Origin of the sequence: Paraburkholderia mimosarum LMG 23256 = NBRC 106338 (genome assembly GCF_000739815.1) — a bacterium.
In the GTDB taxonomy this organism is placed as follows: Bacteria; Pseudomonadota; Gammaproteobacteria; order Burkholderiales; family Burkholderiaceae; genus Paraburkholderia; species Paraburkholderia mimosarum.
Window position 1 is genome coordinate 20,612 of record NZ_BBJJ01000047.1, and the last position, 17,035, is coordinate 37,646.

18 protein-coding genes are annotated in these 17,035 nt (G+C 62.6%); 11 read left to right on the plus strand and 7 right to left on the minus strand.

Going from position 1 to position 17,035, the window contains the following annotated elements:
• Window positions 1-96 precede the first annotated feature (96 nt).
• Window positions 97-753 (plus strand): GTP cyclohydrolase I FolE, encoded by a 657-nt coding sequence (gene folE, locus BMI01S_RS26240; RefSeq protein WP_028214279.1) that lies wholly within the window; start codon window positions 97-99, stop codon window positions 751-753.
• A 56-nt stretch (window positions 754-809) separates the two neighbouring features.
• Here the strand turns inward: folE and epsC are convergent, their stop codons facing one another.
• Together epsC and BMI01S_RS26250 are read right to left on the minus strand one after the other, a co-directional pair.
• On the minus strand, window positions 810-1,739 hold the full coding sequence (gene epsC, locus BMI01S_RS26245; protein ID WP_028214278.1) for a serine O-acetyltransferase EpsC: 930 nt from the start codon (window positions 1,737-1,739) through the stop codon (window positions 810-812).
• Between the two features lie 109 nt (window positions 1,740-1,848).
• Window positions 1,849-2,082, minus strand: a complete 234-nt coding sequence (locus BMI01S_RS26250; RefSeq protein ID WP_028214277.1) for a hypothetical protein — start codon at window positions 2,080-2,082, stop codon at window positions 1,849-1,851.
• A 306-nt stretch (window positions 2,083-2,388) separates the two neighbouring features.
• Between BMI01S_RS26250 and BMI01S_RS26255 the strand changes: the two genes are divergently transcribed.
• Both BMI01S_RS26255 and BMI01S_RS26260 read left to right on the plus strand, forming a co-directional pair.
• Entirely contained in the window at window positions 2,389-2,850 is a 462-nt protein-coding gene (locus BMI01S_RS26255; protein ID WP_081716197.1) for a DUF3005 domain-containing protein, read from the plus strand.
• A gap of 461 nt (window positions 2,851-3,311) precedes the next feature.
• Window positions 3,312-4,016, plus strand: coding sequence for a helix-turn-helix transcriptional regulator (locus BMI01S_RS26260; protein WP_028214275.1), 705 nt, complete (start codon window positions 3,312-3,314; stop codon window positions 4,014-4,016).
• Here BMI01S_RS26260 and BMI01S_RS26265 read toward each other — a convergent pair.
• Window positions 4,000-4,317 carry a helix-turn-helix domain-containing protein gene (locus tag BMI01S_RS26265; RefSeq protein ID WP_036020654.1) on the minus strand — a complete coding sequence of 106 codons (318 nt, stop codon included), beginning with the start codon at window positions 4,315-4,317 and terminating at the stop codon, window positions 4,000-4,002. The two genes, BMI01S_RS26260 and BMI01S_RS26265, sit on opposite strands and share 17 nt — an antisense overlap.
• Window positions 4,318-4,485: 168 nt before the next feature.
• Between BMI01S_RS26265 and BMI01S_RS26270 the strand changes: the two genes are divergently transcribed.
• The gene (locus tag BMI01S_RS26270) at window positions 4,486-5,076 is read left to right on the plus strand and encodes an acyl-homoserine-lactone synthase (RefSeq protein ID WP_028214273.1); all 591 of its coding nucleotides are present in this window, start codon (window positions 4,486-4,488) and stop codon (window positions 5,074-5,076) included.
• 112 nt (window positions 5,077-5,188) lie between these two features.
• On the opposite strand, the gene BMI01S_RS26275 is transcribed toward BMI01S_RS26270, so the two are convergent.
• Window positions 5,189-6,751: an MFS transporter gene (locus tag BMI01S_RS26275; RefSeq protein ID WP_042291000.1), complete on the minus strand. Its 1,563-nt coding sequence runs from the start codon at window positions 6,749-6,751 to the stop codon at window positions 5,189-5,191.
• A 322-nt stretch (window positions 6,752-7,073) separates the two neighbouring features.
• Here BMI01S_RS26275 and BMI01S_RS26280 point away from each other — a divergent pair, with 322 nt between their 5' ends.
• From BMI01S_RS26280 to BMI01S_RS26300, 6 genes are all read left to right on the plus strand, one after another.
• Complete coding sequence (locus tag BMI01S_RS26280) at window positions 7,074-7,535, plus strand: universal stress protein (RefSeq protein WP_028214272.1); 462 nt, start codon at window positions 7,074-7,076, stop codon at window positions 7,533-7,535.
• Between the two features lie 173 nt (window positions 7,536-7,708).
• Entirely contained in the window at window positions 7,709-8,464 is a 756-nt protein-coding gene (locus tag BMI01S_RS26285; protein ID WP_081723508.1) for a helix-turn-helix domain-containing protein, read from the plus strand.
• A gap of 132 nt (window positions 8,465-8,596) precedes the next feature.
• Complete coding sequence (locus BMI01S_RS26290; RefSeq protein WP_028214270.1) at window positions 8,597-9,874, plus strand: SUMF1/EgtB/PvdO family nonheme iron enzyme; 1,278 nt, start codon at window positions 8,597-8,599, stop codon at window positions 9,872-9,874.
• A 480-nt stretch (window positions 9,875-10,354) separates the two neighbouring features.
• Window positions 10,355-10,726 (plus strand): BON domain-containing protein, encoded by a 372-nt coding sequence (locus BMI01S_RS26295; RefSeq protein ID WP_028214269.1) that lies wholly within the window; start codon window positions 10,355-10,357, stop codon window positions 10,724-10,726.
• Between the two features lie 982 nt (window positions 10,727-11,708).
• Window positions 11,709-11,858 (plus strand): hypothetical protein, encoded by a 150-nt coding sequence (locus tag BMI01S_RS39375; RefSeq protein WP_238328073.1) that lies wholly within the window; start codon window positions 11,709-11,711, stop codon window positions 11,856-11,858.
• 719 nt (window positions 11,859-12,577) lie between these two features.
• Window positions 12,578-13,015 carry a hypothetical protein gene (locus tag BMI01S_RS26300; RefSeq protein WP_051381489.1) on the plus strand — a complete coding sequence of 146 codons (438 nt, stop codon included), beginning with the start codon at window positions 12,578-12,580 and terminating at the stop codon, window positions 13,013-13,015.
• Between the two features lie 176 nt (window positions 13,016-13,191).
• Here BMI01S_RS26300 and BMI01S_RS42600 read toward each other — a convergent pair whose 3' ends face one another.
• Together BMI01S_RS42600 and BMI01S_RS26310 are read right to left on the minus strand one after the other, a co-directional pair.
• A complete protein-coding gene (locus tag BMI01S_RS42600; protein WP_028231943.1) occupies window positions 13,192-13,401 on the minus strand; it encodes a hypothetical protein in 210 nt (69 codons plus the stop codon).
• A gap of 191 nt (window positions 13,402-13,592) precedes the next feature.
• Window positions 13,593-14,057, minus strand: a complete 465-nt coding sequence (locus BMI01S_RS26310) for a triose-phosphate isomerase (protein WP_081716195.1) — start codon at window positions 14,055-14,057, stop codon at window positions 13,593-13,595.
• A gap of 107 nt (window positions 14,058-14,164) precedes the next feature.
• On the opposite strand from BMI01S_RS26310, the gene acnB reads away from it, so the two are divergent.
• Window positions 14,165-16,750, plus strand: a complete 2,586-nt coding sequence (gene acnB / locus BMI01S_RS26315; RefSeq protein WP_028231944.1) for a bifunctional aconitate hydratase 2/2-methylisocitrate dehydratase — start codon at window positions 14,165-14,167, stop codon at window positions 16,748-16,750.
• A 53-nt stretch (window positions 16,751-16,803) separates the two neighbouring features.
• Here acnB and BMI01S_RS41075 read toward each other — a convergent pair whose 3' ends face one another.
• Window positions 16,804-16,980 (minus strand): hypothetical protein, encoded by a 177-nt coding sequence (locus BMI01S_RS41075; RefSeq protein ID WP_154671347.1) that lies wholly within the window; start codon window positions 16,978-16,980, stop codon window positions 16,804-16,806.
• Window positions 16,981-17,035: the final 55 nt, after the last annotated feature.

The window sequence follows — 17,035 nt, forward strand, 5'->3', positions numbered from 1 at the left end:
CGCATCCGGCTCGCACGAAGCCCTGCAAAACATGAAACAATGTGCGCTCGTGGTGCACGCCAAAGCGGCGTCCCTCCACATGACAGGAGCCCATGCATGAGCGAAGAAAAAAAAGCCGGTAAAGCGAAGCAAAGCAAGAGCACAACGAGCGCAACGCTTGCGCGGCCGTCACGCGCTGAAGCCGAGGACGCAGTGCGTGTGCTGTTGCGCTGGGCCGGAGACGATCCCTCCCGCGAAGGGCTCATTGATACACCGGCGCGCGTCACTCGCGCCTATGAGGAATTCTTTGCGGGCTATGCGGTCGATCCGCGTGACATCCTTTCGCGTACCTTCTCGGAGGTGGACGGTTACGACGAAATGATCGTGCTGAAGGATATCCGCTTCGAGAGCTACTGCGAGCATCACATGGTGCCCATCATTGGGCGCGCTCACGTGGCGTATCTGCCCGAGCATCGCGTCGTGGGCATCTCGAAGCTCGCGCGCCTCGTCGACGCCTTCGCGAAGCGCCTGCAGATCCAGGAGAAGATGACCGCACAGATCGCCGACACGCTCAATGACGTCCTGCAACCGAAGGGCGTGGGCGTGATACTCGAAGCGGCACATCAGTGCATGTCCACGCGCGGCGTGCACAAGGCCGGCGTGGAGATGGTCACGTCGCGCATGCTGGGCACCTTCCGCACTGATCCCTCCACACGCCGCGAGTTTCTCTCCATCGTCGGCAATCCGGCCGCGATGAGCGTCGCCAATACCTGAGCCGAAACCGCAGGCAACGAACGGGACTGCAGTCCCGTTCGTCATCGTTCCCCGCTCTACTTCATCGGGCCTTCGTCGCCGCGCTCGATCTCGCGGATCTTGCCCTGGCGCACGCTGCTGCCCGGCGGCACGCTATGCGTGAGCCACACGTTCCCGCCGATCACCGAGCCGCGCCCGATCGTCACACGTCCGAGAATCGTCGCGCCCGCGTAGATCACGACGTCGTCCTCGACGATGGGATGGCGCGCGTTGCCCTTCACGAGCGTGCCGTCGAGATCGGCCGCGAAGCTCTTCGCACCGAGCGTCACGGCCTGATACACACGCACGCGCTCGCCGATGATCGCCGTCTCGCCGATCACGACGCCGGTACCGTGATCGATGAAGAAGCTCGAGCCGATCTGCGCGCCAGGATGGATGTCGATACCCGTAGCCGAATGCGCAATTTCGTTGATGAAGCGCGCGAGCAACGGGACGCCGAGGCGGTGCAGCGCGTGCGCGAGCCGGTGGTGCGTCATAGCCCACACGCCCGGGTAGCAAAGCAATATCTCGGTGATGTGCTGTGCGGCGGGATCGCCCGTAAACGCGGCCTGGATGTCGCTCACGAGCAGCGCCCGAATGCCGGGCAATTGCCGCCCGAACTCGCGCGCCACTTCGAATGCGCGCGCGCGCAACGCGTCGTCGCTCGCCTGCGCGCTCTCCGGCAGGAAACGCAACGCTCGCCGAATCTGTTCGGCGAGCAGGCGCAGAGTGCTGTCGAGCGTATGGCCGACGTAGTAGTCGATGCTCTCGTCGGTCAGGTCGGGGGCGCCGTAATGCGTGGGAAAGAGCGCGGCGCGCAGGCCGGCGACGATGTTGATCACCGCATCGCGCGAAGGCAATTCGCGGATGCCGAGCGGATGGCGCGTGCGATGACGCTCTTCACGCGACGCACGCAGATCGGCGACGATCTGTTCGAGACCCCAGTCGGGGGAAGCAGCATTGGACATGGTGATGCGCAGCAGACGCACGGTCCGCGGGGGATGTATCGACCCCAGAGATTACCGCGTTTTACGGGAGCGCGCCGAAGCGCCCGCGGCGGCCAGCGCCGCAAGCGGGTCAAAGCGTGACCGTGCTCGCATCGATCCACCGAACGGCCCAGTCGCGCGCATGGGCGATGGCGGCCGCTTCGTCGGCAAACCGGAGGTCGGCAGGAAAAAAACGATTGGCAACGAGTTCGCCGTCGCTGGATCGCGAAATCACCACATACGGTTGATACGAGCCGTCGCCCGCACGCGCCGGAGCGCAATTCAGCAAATAGCCGCGATGCGTAAATGCAGCGTCGAAGTGCATGTGTGTCACCCGCCCTGACTGCCTCGTCCATTTTTTGTGGCGCGTGCGTTCAGGATCGTGCGGCAAAGCCACAGCATGAGCCCTCTCCCGGCCCATTAATCGAAAGCGCGCCTACTCGTTGAAAGAGGATCATACTCCTCGGAAAAAGACCCATTCAACGAAAAAATTCAGATTCGCTGGAGGCGTTCTCCTGGCGAACCGGCTTGCTTTTCACCCCGATTCAAGGGTCGCTGCCCTGCAGCGGAACAGTGCTTGCTGAATCGTCTGTCGAGCATCTGCACCGAGAACTTCCAAGGAGTGAGCATCATGAATCGTCCCGACGCCAAGCCAGAAACCCGGGTGGGCGATGTGAGCGCGTCGCAATCGCGCCCGCGCAGCGCCGAACTCCACAACGATCGCACGCACGATAGTTCGGTCGACACCGACGGCAAGAACCGCGAGGCCGCGCGCCTCGCCGGCGAGGGCCACATCGGCCCCGACGAGGTCACGACGTCCAACGCCACGCTCGTCAACAGCGTCCCGGAGGCAGAAGACGGCCTCGCGGGTTTCGACAGCCGCAAGGACGGGCACCGGCTTCCGTTCGCGCTGCAATCCGGCTACGAGGCCATCGACAAGGGCATGAGCGAGCCCGAATTGTCCTTCTACGACGTCGACGCTGAGCTCTCCGACCCGCGTGAGCCCAACGTGCGGCGCACCCCGGGGCGCATTCACATCGCGCTCAACCATCTGCGGCCGACCCGCCTCATCGAATTGCATCGCAAGGCCTGAACCGCTGACCGCCGCTCGCGCGGCGGCGGTCCGGCTTCACAAAGCCCCGGCCGACGACCCGCCACAAGGCGCGGCCCTGACGTAATCAAGCGTATTCGGTCCTGTGCAGTTGAAAATCGAAATAAAAAGCGCGGATAAAATCTCAATTCACATAATCGAGTCCATTATCCAGGCAGCATGCAGTTTATTTCCGATTTTCAAACGAGGCACGGCTTTATTCCCATTCGATGACTGCCTCCTCGGCGGGCGGGAGCGCTTGTGCCTCTCCCCTGTGTCACTGAAATCTGACAAGAATGACCCCACAATCCGACCGGATTGCAGACGGGGGACGATCATCCGAGGAATTAGTGATAAATTGTTACATCATAAGAAGCGAGGAGCGTCGGTCACCGGCCCTGGCCCGCGATCTCGCCCTGCGCTGATGGAGAGTGTTGAACGTGCCTCTACATTTCATAGAGCAGATGTCACCTGTGCTCGACGCGCCCGAAGAGGCAGCGTGGTTCGACGCGGTGGCGAAGCTCGCCAGTTCGTGGGGATTCAGCCAGGTCATGCTGGCTATCCTGCCGCGCCCGGGCATGAGGCTCGAGGACGCGTTCATCCGCACGAACTATTCGGCCGCGTGGCGGCAGACGTACAACGACCACGGCATGGCCTACTTCGACCCTACCGTTTCGCATTGCACGACGCGCTCGTCACCACTGATCTGGTCGCCCGATCTCTTCGCGACCGAGCAGCAGCAATCGATGTATGAGGAAGCCCGCTCGTATGGGCTGCGCGCAGGCATCACCCTGCCGATTCACGGCCCACGGCAGGAAATCGGCATGCTCTGCTTCGTCAATGACGCGAACCCGACGGATGGGTTCTGGGACGACGTGAACCGCGCGCTGCCGAACCTCGTTCTGCTGCGCGATCTCGTGCTCGACACGAGCCAGCGGCATCTGAACGACCATGTCCAGTCGTTGATCCCCAAGCTCACGCCACGGGAAAAGGAATGCCTCAAGTGGACTGCGCTGGGCAAGTCCACTTGGGAAATTTCTCACATCCTGAATTGCTCCGAAGCCGTCGTGAACTTCCACATGAAGAATATTCGCGGCAAGTTCGGCGTGAACTCACGACGTGCGGCAGCCGTGATCGCGACTCAAATGGGTCTTATTGACCCGGGCTAAGCACCATCGGTGCATCGGGACGGCGCAGCACGCGCTCGGCGCGGCCGAGATCGCCGTCCGAAATCGTCTTGTTGAAATACAGCCCGAGCAGGATCGACACCGGCGGCGGAATCTCCGCGCCCGACTCGAACCGGCTGCCGCGCGACTGCGTGACGCCAAAGCGCGCCCAGAAGCGGCGCTGGCTCTCCTTCTTCTTCTTCCGATACGCAATGATCAGGACGCGGTCGACGACCGAAGACAGATCTCCGGAAGACGAAATGGTACTCGCACCCGAGTGCCATTGATTTTCCATAAGTTCCATGATGACTCTCGCTGTCAGATATGCCTGATGAGTGACTACCGCCGAAGTGATTCTCCTTAAGTGGCCCTATCTCCGCACCTACCTATCTAGATAGGTGTTTTTTTATATTCATAACGCATAGCTTTCGAACCGTACTGCCGCGCTTCCACACAAATCGGGAGAGTTGTCATGCAAGCTGCGATACGGATCGGACCCAGACAGGACTTCGACAACGAGGACATCAACGAGATGTACCGGCTACGCGCTCGGGTATTCCGCGACCGCATGGGGTGGGATATTCCCACCATCGCGGGCATGGAAATCGATGGTTATGACGCGCTCGGGCCCCATTACATGCTGATTCAGGACACCCTGGGCAAGGTGCGCGGCTGCTGGCGGCTGATGCCCACCGAAGGCCCGAACATGTTGCGCGACACCTTCCCGCAATTGCTGCAAGGCAACACCGCGCCCGCGGGCCGTGGCATCTGGGAATTGAGCCGCTTTGCCATCGAGTCGGACAACGAACAGGCGTTCGGTTTTGCCGACGTGACCCTGAGCGCCATGCGCGCGGTCGTTTCGTTCGCCGACCGTACGGGCATCAACAGCTATGTGACGGTGACCACGACGCCTATGGAGCGCCTGCTGCGACGGACGGGCATTGAACTGACGCGGCTTGGCGCCCCCATGCGCATCGGCGTGGAAAATGCCGTCGCACTGGAAATCGCGATGAGCGAGCAGACGCACCACGCGCTGTTCGGGGCGTTGGCGCACGCCGCCTGAGGGCTATCGGGAGAGCAGCAACGGTGCGCTGCCGGCCGCTTGCGCCCAGCTGCGGCAGGAGGGCTTCTTGTCTGACAAATTCTCGCTCGCGCTCGTGGGCGAGCGGAGCCCATCAGTCGACCTTGACCGCATCGGCCATCGGTTCGCCGCTCCTTCTCGCCGCCGAGGTGCTGCGCGTAAAGCGGATGTGGGAAATCCGCGCCACGCACAGCGCCGCCGCGAGCGCGGCTAGCCCCGTCAGTCCGATCCCCAGGTGAATCGCGTCCACGAGGATGTGGCGCACCGCATCGATCAGCGAGGCACCGTCGAGCCCGCCCGTCCTGAGCTGGGCGACGAGGCCATCGCGCAGCGTGGGATCGATCAGCACGCGCGGATCAGCGAGTTGCGGCTGCAAGCGCTGCTGCAAAGGCGCGCCGAGCGCCGCGAGCGCGTCGCCCACGCCTGCTGCGAAGCGATGGTTGACGATGGTCGCCACGATGCTGGTGCCGAGCATGCCGCCGACCATGCGCGTGGATTGCAGCAAGGCGGTCGTAATGCCAAAGCGCTCGCGACCGGCGATCTCCTGCCCGAAGATATTCAGGTTGTTCAGGATGAAGCCGAGTCCGATACCCACCGCTGACATCTCCAGCTCGAGCCACAGGTGCGCCGTATGGCGGGAAGCGAAGGCGAGGCTCGCGCAAGCCCCGGCCAGCAGGCAGAAGCCGACCGTGAGAATCGTCGTGGGCTTGCGCAGCCGGATCACGATGCGTGTGTTGATGAGGCTGCCTAGCGCGATGCACGCGGCGATCGGCGTGGCGAGCAGGCCCGCCTCCTGGGGTGACAGTCCGAAGCCGCCCTGCAGCAGGAGCGGCGCGAAGAAGATCAGCGAGAACATCACGAAGCCGGAAAGCGTCGAGAGCGTGAACAGCGTGACGAGTTGCGGATCGCGAAAGAGGTCGAGCGGGAGGATCGGATGCGTCGCGCGGCGCTCGCAGGCTAGCAGCGCTGCCGCGGCGGCGAGCACGGCCATGCCGAGCATGGCGTTGCCGGCCGTGAGACCGTCCTTCGGCACCGCCTCGATGAGCGTCTGGAAGCCGCCTAGTACAAGCGCCACGAGCATGGCGCCCGTCCAGTCGATGCGCACCTCACCGGTGCGCGCTGGCTGGTAGCGCGGCAGATGCGCCCAGATGAAATACAGCGCAAGGCCGCCGACCGGCAAATTGACGAGAAACGTCGAGCGCCAGCCGAAATGCTCGCTGAGCCAGCCGCCCAGCGACGGGCCGGCGGCCGTCCCGATGCCATAGGCCGCGGCCATCACGACCTGCCAGCGCACGCGTGCGCGCGGGTCGGGGAAGAGATCGGGAATCGAGGCGAATGCCGTTCCCACCATCATGCCGCCCCCCACGCCCTGCAGCGCGCGGGCCGCCGCGAGAAAACGCATGTCGGTCGCGAGCCCGCAGAGCACCGAAGCCACCGTGAAGACGATGACCGCTGCGATCACGAAGCGCTTGCGGCCGAAGTAGTCGCCGAGCCTGCCGAACACGGGCACGGTGACGACCGAGGCCAGCAGGTAGGCGCTGGCGATCCACGCGTAAAACCGGAAGCCGTGCAGTTCGGCGACGATCGACGGCAAAGCGGTGCTGACGACGGTTTGATCGAGCGCGACCAGCATGTTGACGAGGCCGATGCCGAGCATGGCCAGCAACGCATCGCGAAACGGCAGGTTGGCGGAGGAAGGTTTCACGGGAGGGAAACTGCGCGGAGCCAAAAAGAGGCAACGATAGCGGTATGACGGTGCGCGTGCAACCGAACCAGAAATCGCATGCGAAGCACGACAGCGACGATATTCCGACGCAGCGTACTTGATCTTCCGTCGCACTCCTTCCATCTTTCATACAGTGTGGCTGCATGTTCACGCGCGATCCATTAAGCTTCTCGCCAGTCACGAGCCGCGTACGCCCCGGCACCACATAACCAGAGGCTGCGCGATTCTCGATTCCACCCCAAGAGGAGGTCTTATGTACAAACGCATCCTTGTCGCCGTCGACGGCAGCGCGACCTCGCGCCGCGCCTTCGAAGCCGCGCTTGCGTTGGCGAAGGCGATGGGCGCGGCCCTGCAGCCGTATTACGTGATCGAGAACACGCCCATGTATTTCGATGCACCGGGCTACGACCCGTCGATCCTGCGCAATCAGATGATCGCCCAGGGCGAGGAGCTCGCCGAAGAAATGGACAAGGCAATGAGCGAGCAAGGTGTCGACGGGGCCATGGTCACGGGCGAAGCTTCCTCGCTCGACGACGTCCCGACGCTCGTGCTCAACGCCGCGAAAACAGCGGGCGCCGATCTGATCGTCATGGGCACGCACGGCCGCCGAGGCTTCCAGCGCCTCATTCTGGGCAGCGTTGCCGAACGGTGCGTGCGGCAGTCCACCCTGCCCGTCCTGCTCATCCCGTCAGCCGCCGGAAATGCCCAAGCGTAACCGGGTCGATTTCACGCTTGTTATTGAAAGTCGCTTGCGCTCCGTCAGTCCCCGCGCAAGCGACTTCTGACAAGGCTCAATACGACTCGTCTCAAAAGCGCGTCAGTTTGCCGCGAATTTGAGATATGACCCCGGTAGACAATGCCCGGACAGTGATCAAAGGAGCGTTGTCGATGCTTACCCCTACCGCCGTTTCCCACAGCACCCTGCACCGCAGCAATCACACGCTCCCCGTGCCTCCGCGCACCGCCACCCGCTGTTCGGTTTGCGCGATGCGGCACCTGTGCATGCCCCAGGGGCTCACCCTCGACGATCTGCCGAGACTGGAGGCGGTGATCTGCTCCGCGCGCAGCGTGCGGCGCGGCGAGACGGTATACCGTGCCGGCGACCCGTTCGACAATCTCTACGTCGCGCGTTCCGGCTCGCTCAAAACGGTGATGGCCCATCGTGACGGCCGCCAGCAGGTCACCGGCCTGCGGCTGGCCGGCGACCCGCTCGGCTTCGACGGCATCAGCACCGGCTTCCATACCTGCAGCGCGATCGCGCTCGAAGACAGCTCGGTCTGCATCATTCCGTACCAGGCACTCAAGCACCTGTGCCGCGAAACCGGCGCCCTGCAAGACCGGATGCACCGCCTCATGAGCGAGCAGCTCATTCGCGAATCTTCGCAGATGATGGTGCTCGGCTCGCTTTCCGCCGACGAACGCGTCGCCGCCTTCCTGCTCGATGTTTCAGAACGCAACGGCCAGCGCGGCTACTCGCATGCGGAATTCAACCTGCGCATGACCCGCGAGGACATGGGCAGCTATCTCGGCATGACGCTCGAAACGGTGAGTCGCACCCTGTCGAGATTTCAAAAGCGCGGACTGATCGACGCACAGGGCAAGCTGATCAAAATCATCGACCTGGAAGGTCTGCGGCGCGTGTAACGCATGGAGTGCCGGGCGCAGCGGCCGCCCGGCGCTCGCGCGTCGCGCCTCGGCGACGCGCTATTGACGTTGGCACAACTCGTGCGCAGGGATAAAGTTTCGCTCTACGCCCACGCAAGGAGAATCGCCGAAATGCATCTCCCGCATTCCCGTACGCTTGCTAGCCGTCTCACGGAGGCGCGTGCCGCCAGCGACGCCCTTTTCGACGTTGTCAAGCCCGAATTTCTCTATGAGCGGCCGATTCGCGAGCGTCATCGCATCGTGTTCTACATCGGCCATCTGGAAGCCTTCGACCGCAACCTCTTCGACAAGCGCCTGTTCGATCTGCCTTCCTCGGACGCGCGCCTCGACCGGTTGTTCGCTTTCGGCATCGACCCCGTAGATGGTCAGTTGCCCACCGACACGCCCGCCGACTGGCCTGCCCTCGCCGCAGTCCATGCCTACGGGCGTGACGCCCGCAGCCGCATCGACGATCAACTCTCGGCGCTCGATCTGCCGGTCGATGCCTCGAATCACGACACACCGGGACAGTTGCTGAACGTCGCGATCGAACATCGGCTCATGCATGTCGAAACGCTGGCTTACATGCTGCATCAGCTGCCGTTCGAGCAAAAACGCGCGCCGGGTGCCGCGCGCCCGCGTTCCGACCATCGCTACGACGTCGAGCACGAGATGGTGCAGGTGCCAGCGGGACGCACCGAACTCGGCATGACGGCCGAGCGCGGGGTATTTGGCTGGGACAACGAATTCGGCGAGCAACAGGTGGACGTGCCCGCGTTCGAGATCGACCGGTTCATGGTCACGAACGGCGTGTTTCTCGCGTTCATCGAGGATGGCGGTTACCGCAGGCGCGATCTCTGGAACGACGCAGACTGGGCGTGGAAGGAAAGTGCACAGGTCGAGCACCCTGTGTTCTGGTCGCGCGGCCCCGAAGGCTGGCAACTGCGCACGATGTTCGAAGACATTCCCCTGCCGCGTGCCTGGCCGGCGTACGTGAGCCACGCGGAAGCGAGTGCCTTTGCGCGCTGGCGCGGCGCAAAGCTGCCGAGCGAAGCACAGTGGCAGCGTGCTGCGCACGGCGCGCTGCCCGGCTACACCGACAACTTCGATTTCCGCAGCTGGGATCCGGTGGCTGTCGACGCAACGCCGGACAGCGTCAGCACGTGGGGCGTCGAAGGCCTGTACGGCAACGGCTGGGAGTGGACGTCGACGCTCTTTGGGCCGCTGCCCGGTTTCAAGGCGTTCCCGTTCTACGAGGGCTATTCGGCGAACTTCTTCGATGGCCAGCACTACACGATGAAAGGCGGCTCGCCGCGCACCGCGCAGTGCATGGTGCGGCCGACCTTCCGCAACTGGTTCCAGCCGCATTATCAGTATGTTTATGCGGGTTTCCGCTGCGTTCGCGATTGAGGAATCAAGCGATAGTTGACACAACCTGGCTATCGCTTTCTTCCTGGAAGACTCATCTATCGAACATCAGCGTCGCAATTATGCGACGCCCGACGCACTCTCTTTTGCGCACTTGCAGCTGCACATGCGCTCGAATTCTCGCCCAACCGGGAAACAAGAGGTCGGGCACATTCGATGTGCTGATAGACCCAATTGGGATCCATGGAGACGTGGCCACAAACTCACGACCACAAACGGCTCGCTTACACATTGATGAGATCGATTGCAAGCTAATCATTCAACTGCGTTTTTTCCTGCCTGCGCCGCCCATCGCGTTCTTATAATCGCGTCCCGTCGAGAGTCAGCGCGGCTTCGGACGAACAGACCGAGGAAACCGGGCGGGTCTGCCTCGCCCTCGCGCAATGGTGTTTCGAAGTCGATGGAGTAGCGCACCGACCCGTTCGTGGGTCGATAACAACCTATGACAACAGGAGAAACCGCATGAAGGCTATTCAAACGTTCAAGCTCGCCGCAGCGACGGCTCTCATCGCTGCGTCCTTGCAAGTCTATGCACAGGACGACGCGGCATCCGCAGCACCCGCGGCCAGCGCTCCGGCCGCCGCTTCGCAGCACGAATCGAAGCAGGCCAAGGCCGCTAACCGCGCGCTCAGCCGCAAGGTGCGCTCCGTGCTCGCCAAGGACAAACACATCGACGTGGCTAAGATCACCGTGCGTGCTCGCGACGGCGCCGTGGTCCTGCAAGGGACGGTGCCCGAGCAGTCGCAGATCGATCGCGCTACCGAAGTCGCCAGGAGCGTGCAAGGCGTAACGTCGGTCAGGAACGCGCTGACGATCCGCTCGAACGAGTCGTAAATTTCGCTCGCTGCCGGTCCTTTTCCCACCCGGGCGCTGACTCCAGCGTGGACGGAGCGAAGGGGGTCTCCGGGGCATCCTGGAGACCGCATTTACAGTAATCGTGGATAATGCCTTTGGCCAAAATCAGCGAATCGGGATCGGCGTTCGTTGTGTGTAGACCGCGTACCGCTGTCGCGCTGCATTTCCCATCCGATACGTGCCAGGCGCTTCTCCAGCGCCGCCTGCACATCCCCGTCGAGAGTCATAGCCTCTGCCGCCAGCGTCTGCGCGAGCTGGTCCGCGCGGCTCGCACCGATCAGCGGCGCCGCGATCGAGAATCGCTTGAGAAGCCGATTGTTCGGCTTGCGCGCCGAACGTGATCGTGCCAGGACAAATACGCGACACGGTCAGGCCCGTGCTGCCACGCTTCTGCGGTCGTTCAAATGTGGCCGGGTATGTAGACGTATGAGAGCTTCACTTCAATGACTGGCGTAAAGAACTTGTACGCCGATGCCTCGGAGTTCTGCAGGCGCAAGCCCGTCGAATGCGAGTAACGATAGCGGAGTTGTTGCCCTCGGCGTGCCGCAGGGCACCGTGAAAAGCTGGATCCGGCGCAGCCTCGCTCACCTCAGAGGCTATCTGGAACCTTGAAAGATGGCACCACGACGCGCGAGAGGTGCATCCGCGCTCATCCTTATTGCGCGGTGCGGTGAAGCAGTGACGTATCGCAACCGAGCTCACTGCAATGGATTTCGCCACATTGCCGCCAGGACTCGAACACTAGCTTCTGGACGCTTCGGGTTATCCAAAAGTATGTGCCCCTTATGCCCGACGAGGAGCCCATTGACCGTTCGTACAATGGTTTTCTTTTTCTCGTCCGTCTACCCTTATTGCAAGAGATTTGGTCCACCTGCATCGAGATAATCCGATGTCGGCGGCAGCGACCACCGTCTTCAACGACCGCCAAGGCCCCGCTAATCGGGTGCCACAGGAGATTGCCATGCACACCTATTCGATCCGTTATCGCGATGCCTGCGGCCGATGGTCGGTTGCCTATGCACAGGCCACTTCACAGTCCGACGCTGAAGCGATTGCAACCTGCCGTTATGGCACGTTCCATTCCGTCAGCCGTGCCGGATTCGTTTCTTGAACAACGTGGGCTGGGGACGGCCGCAACACTCCCAACCAGCTACTTGTGCAACGCGTTCCAGGAGAAGTCCCGGCTGCCACGGACGAGCCGCCGGAATCCGGACAGTTGATGCGAATTGCGCCGCCCCACCAGGAGCGAATCAACCTTCGCGGGACACCGCAGTGCGCCGTGTGTATACGATCGTATGAAGCTTTGCCATTGCGTTGAAGACAGCGTGCCGGTACAAGCCGCTAACGGACACAACCGCTTTCGAACCGGGTACAGGGCGAGCCGCAATCCCATGCCAGGCGCCTCGCTATACATTCCGGAACGGATAGCGCGACATACGTCCGTATGATGGACAAGCTGCTGGGAGCCAGATAGATTGGATTGACAGGTACTTCGGCAGAGACCTCATGCCCTCAATCATTCAATTTTCCGGTGGCTCGATACTCGCCCCGAATCCTTCCAGATCCCAAGAGCAGTCCGCATGTTTTGACCGCCAGTCACCGGGCCAGAGCTTGTCTCCCGACCACTGAGGCGATAGTGCAGACGGGCACCGCCTGGTCGCCTTTGCAACGCTGCCTGAACCAACCTGGCTGTGCCGTCAGCCGCGAATGCTAGCCGGCAAAGCGTAGTCAGCCTGTGTTGACAGGAACGACAATTGATACAGGACCCCTAAGGCGCGCCTGGCCGGAGAGCTCCATGGAAATCAAAGGCACACCGAACAGGAGATACCCGTGAAAATCTCTCATTTGCCTCGACAGGTCGCCTTCGGCGCGGCCCTCGTCTCGAATGTGATTTACGCGCAGGAGATCGGTGCCAGCCTCGATTGCCATCTTGGTCCCCACACGTTCATCGAGCAGTTGGTCGAACAAAAGCAGATCGATCCGATACCCATGAGAGTTTCGGCCGACTCGGTCAACGCGTATCGACTCAGGCCGGATCAGAATCTGACTGCACTGGGATTCAAAGTGCGGGCTGTCTTCGGTTTCTCCCCGAACGACGACATGTTCACGCAGAAAATCAGCGCAGGTGAAACGCCCCATCGGGTCTATGGTGTCGTCGTAATGGCGGCGAAAGAGGCGGTTAGCGAGCGCATTCGCGAAACTGGGAGCCCGGCAACGGTAAGGGAAGTCATGCCGCTTCTCATGACGGCGGTCATTTGCGAAAAATAGTTCGTCTTCAAGCACGTCATGCAACGTTAATCGCTTGAGAGGAAGCGGTGCGAGACTCAATCGCACGATGGTGTTAGCTGCTTATCGGCATCGACGGAAGGTGCGTGAACGCCAGGCCGAACGCGTCGCGCGTTTAGTCTGGTCGAAAGTGGGATCCGCCCCCCCACGAACATAATTCAGGCCGTACCGGTGCGAGGCAACGTCTCGTCGAATAACGTCGAGACAATGTTCGACATGTCGGCGATGGCTGGTGCGCAAGATTTCGAATCCACTTCGTTGATCGCGGCCACGTTGCCTGCGCTTCGCCCATTTTCGTCGAACGTGTTGTCGAGAAAAGCGTCCGCAATGGCCTTGACCACCTCCGGCCCGATCACACGCGAACCCATCGTGATGATCTAAAGCTCGTTCGGATTGGATTCGTTGCTCGACACTTCAAAGACGTCGAAGCGATCTTTCAGATAGTCGGCCAGCACTCGGGCCAACTCGGCTCCGGCGCTGTCGCCTCCCGCTGTCGCCTCCAATGGCCACTTTCATGGCGATCTCCTTGACAAGAAGAGTTGGCAAGCCAGCATCGAGGTCAAAGGACTGACCCGACACGCTTCAATATCTCCAGATACCCGCTCACATTCCACGCCGAACGACCGATGAAGAGCCCGTCGATGTTCGGGCAAGCGGTGAGTTCAGCGCAGTTGTCGGGGTTGACCGAGTCGCCGTACAGGCACGGTATGCGGCGCCCGAGAATCGCCTGAGCGACCAGACTGATCGCCGCTTGTCGCGCATCGGCGTATTCGGGGCTGGCGGGAACCCCGTGTTCGCCAATGGCCCACACCGGCTCGTACGCGAGCAGAATCGGCGCGCAGCGCTGCTCCGGGCTGAGTCTTGCCAGCGCGCCACGGACCCCGGCAATGCGGGCGGCGCGTGGATCGATAGCGTCAACGCCGCACTCGGGTTCGAGCGCAAATACATCGGCGGAACTCGGAGGCGGCTCCCAATACCGGGCTTCGACGCGTGCGGGCCAACTCTTATATAAGACATAAGACATTTGACGCAGCAGGGCATTGCAATTAGAATCGCCGTCGGAGCAGTGCCCGGCACGGGCTCGGTGCGCCTGAAATGCCTTCCCCTGAAACGAATACCAGCAGGTCCCCCATGCTTGAAAACTTTCGTGCTCATGTAGCCGCGCGCGCCGCGCTCGGCATCCCCCCCCTGCCGCTGACGGCACAGCAAACCGCCGAGCTGGTGGAGCTGCTGACGAATCCGCCCGCGGGCGAAGAAGAGACCCTGCTCGACCTGATCACCAACCGCGTGCCCGCCGGCGTGGACGAAGCCGCCCGCGTGAAGGCCGGCTTCCTGGCCGCCGTGGCCAAGGGCGAAACGGCCTGCGCGCTGATCTCTCGCGCGCGCGCCACCGAGCTGCTCGGCACGATGCTCGGCGGCTACAACATCCAGCCGCTGATCGAGCTGCTGTCCGACGCCGAAGTGGGCACCGTCGCGGCCGACGCGCTGAAGAAGACCCTCCTGATGTTCGACGCGTTCCACGACGTCAAGGAACTCGCCGACAAGGGCAACGCCAACGCGCGCGCCGTGCTGCAAAGCTGGGCCGACGCCGAATGGTTCACGAGCCGTCCGGAAGTCCCGCAAAGCCTGACCATCACCGTTTTCAAGGTGACGGGCGAAACCAACACCGACGACCTCTCGCCGGCTCCGGACGCCACGACCCGCCCCGACATCCCGCTGCACGCGCTGGCGATGCTCAAGAACGCTCGTCCGGGCATCACGCCTGAAGAAGACGGCAAGCGCGGCCCGGTCAAGTTCATCGAATCGCTGAAGGAAAAAGGCCACCTCGTCGCCTACGTGGGCGACGTGGTCGGCACCGGCTCCTCGCGCAAGTCGGCGACCAACTCGGTGCTGTGGTTCACGGGTGAAGACATCCCCTTCATCCCGAACAAGCGCTTCGGCGGCGTGTGCCTCGGCGGCAAGATCGCCCCGATCTTCTACAACACGATGGAAGATGCCGGCGCCCTGCCGATCGAACTCGACGTGTCGAAGATGGAAATGGGCGACGTGGTCGAACTGCGCCCGTACGAAGGCAAGGCTCTGAAGAACGGCGAAGTGATCGCCGAGTTCCAGGTCAAGTCCGACGTGCTGTTCGACGAAGTGCGCGCCGGCGGCCGCATTCCGCTGATCATCGGCCGCGGCCTGACCGCCAAGGCGCGTGAAGCGCTGGGCCTCGCTCCCTCGACCCTGTTCCGTCTGCCGCAGCAGCCGGCCAACAGCGGCAAGGGCTTCTCGCTGGCCCAGAAGATGGTCGGCCGCGCGTGCGGCCTGCCGGAAGGCCAGGGCGTCCGCCCGGGCACGTACTGCGAACCGAAGATGACCTCGGTCGGCTCGCAGGACACCACGGGCCCGATGACGCGCGACGAACTCAAGGACCTGGCGTGCCTCGGCTTCTCGGCCGACCTCGTCATGCAGTCGTTCTGTCACACCGCCGCTTATCCGAAGCCGGTGGACGTGAAGACGCACCAGACCCTGCCGAACTTCATCAGCAACCGTGGCGGCATCGCGCTGCGCCCGGGCGACGGCGTGATCCACTCGTGGCTCAACCGCATGCTGCTGCCCGACACCGTCGGCACCGGCGGCGACTCGCACACGCGCTTCCCGATCGGCATCAGCTTCCCGGCCGGCTCGGGCCTCGTCGCCTTCGCGGCCGCCACCGGCACGATGCCGCTCGACATGCCCGAATCGGTGCTGGTCCGCTTCAAGGGCAAGATGCAGCCGGGCGTGACCCTGCGTGACCTCGTCAACGCAATCCCGCTGTATGCCATCAAGCAAGGCATGCTCACGGTTGCCAAGCAAGGCAAGAAGAACATCTTCTCGGGCCGCATTCTCGAAATCGAAGGCCTGCCCGACCTGAAGGTCGAGCAGGCGTTCGAGCTGTCCGATGCATCGGCCGAGCGCTCGGCCGCCGGCTGCACGGTCCACCTGAACAAGGAACCGATCATCGAGTACCTCAACAGCAACATCACGCTGCTGAAGTGGATGATCGCCCAGGGCTACCAGGACCCGCGCAGCCTGCAGCGCCGCATCAAGGCGATGGAACAGTGGCTGGCCGACCCGCAACTGCTCTCGCCGGACGCGGACGCCGAGTACGCCGCCGTCATCGAAATCGATCTGGCCGACATTCACGAGCCGATCGTGGCCTGCCCGAACGACCCCGACGACGTGAAGACGCTGTCGGACGTGGCCGGTGCGAAGATCGACGAAGTGTTCATCGGCTCCTGCATGACCAATATCGGTCACTTCCGTGCCGCGTCGAAGCTGCTCGAAGGCAAGCGCGACATTCCGGTCAAGCTGTGGGTCGCTCCGCCGACCAAGATGGACCAGAAGCAGCTGACCGAGGAAGGCCACTACGGCGTCTTCGGAACGGCCGGTGCACGCACCGAAATGCCGGGCTGCTCGCTGTGCATGGGCAACCAGGCACAGGTGCGCGAAGGCGCGACGGTCATGTCGACCTCGACCCGTAACTTCCCGAACCGTCTGGGCAAGAACACGAACGTGTACCTCGGCTCGGCGGAACTGGCGGCAATCTGCTCGCGTCTGGGCAAGATCCCGACCAAAGAAGAGTACATGGCCGACATGGGCGTGCTCAGCGCCAACGGCGACAAGATCTACCAATACATGAACTTCGACCAGATCGAAGACTTCAAGGAAGTGGCCGACACCGTGCAGATGTAAGCACGTCGTCGGGCTGCGGCGCGGTATTCGCGTTGCAGCGTCCCGTCGGAGCGTCACGCAATGGCGCCGCAGGCTGAATGCCTGCGGCGCCATTTTTCTTTGGTGCGCTCGTCGATTCGCTCAGGAATCCTTTGCGACTCAGCTGCGGCGTTAATGTGGTACGCATTGACCGGATTGGCGTCGCTCGCATTCGCAAATGCGCGCCATGACGCGCGGCCGGTTAAAGTCATGACTGGCGCCCGAAGCGGATGGATGTTCGGGCTGGCTCAGCCGATCAAGATGGGG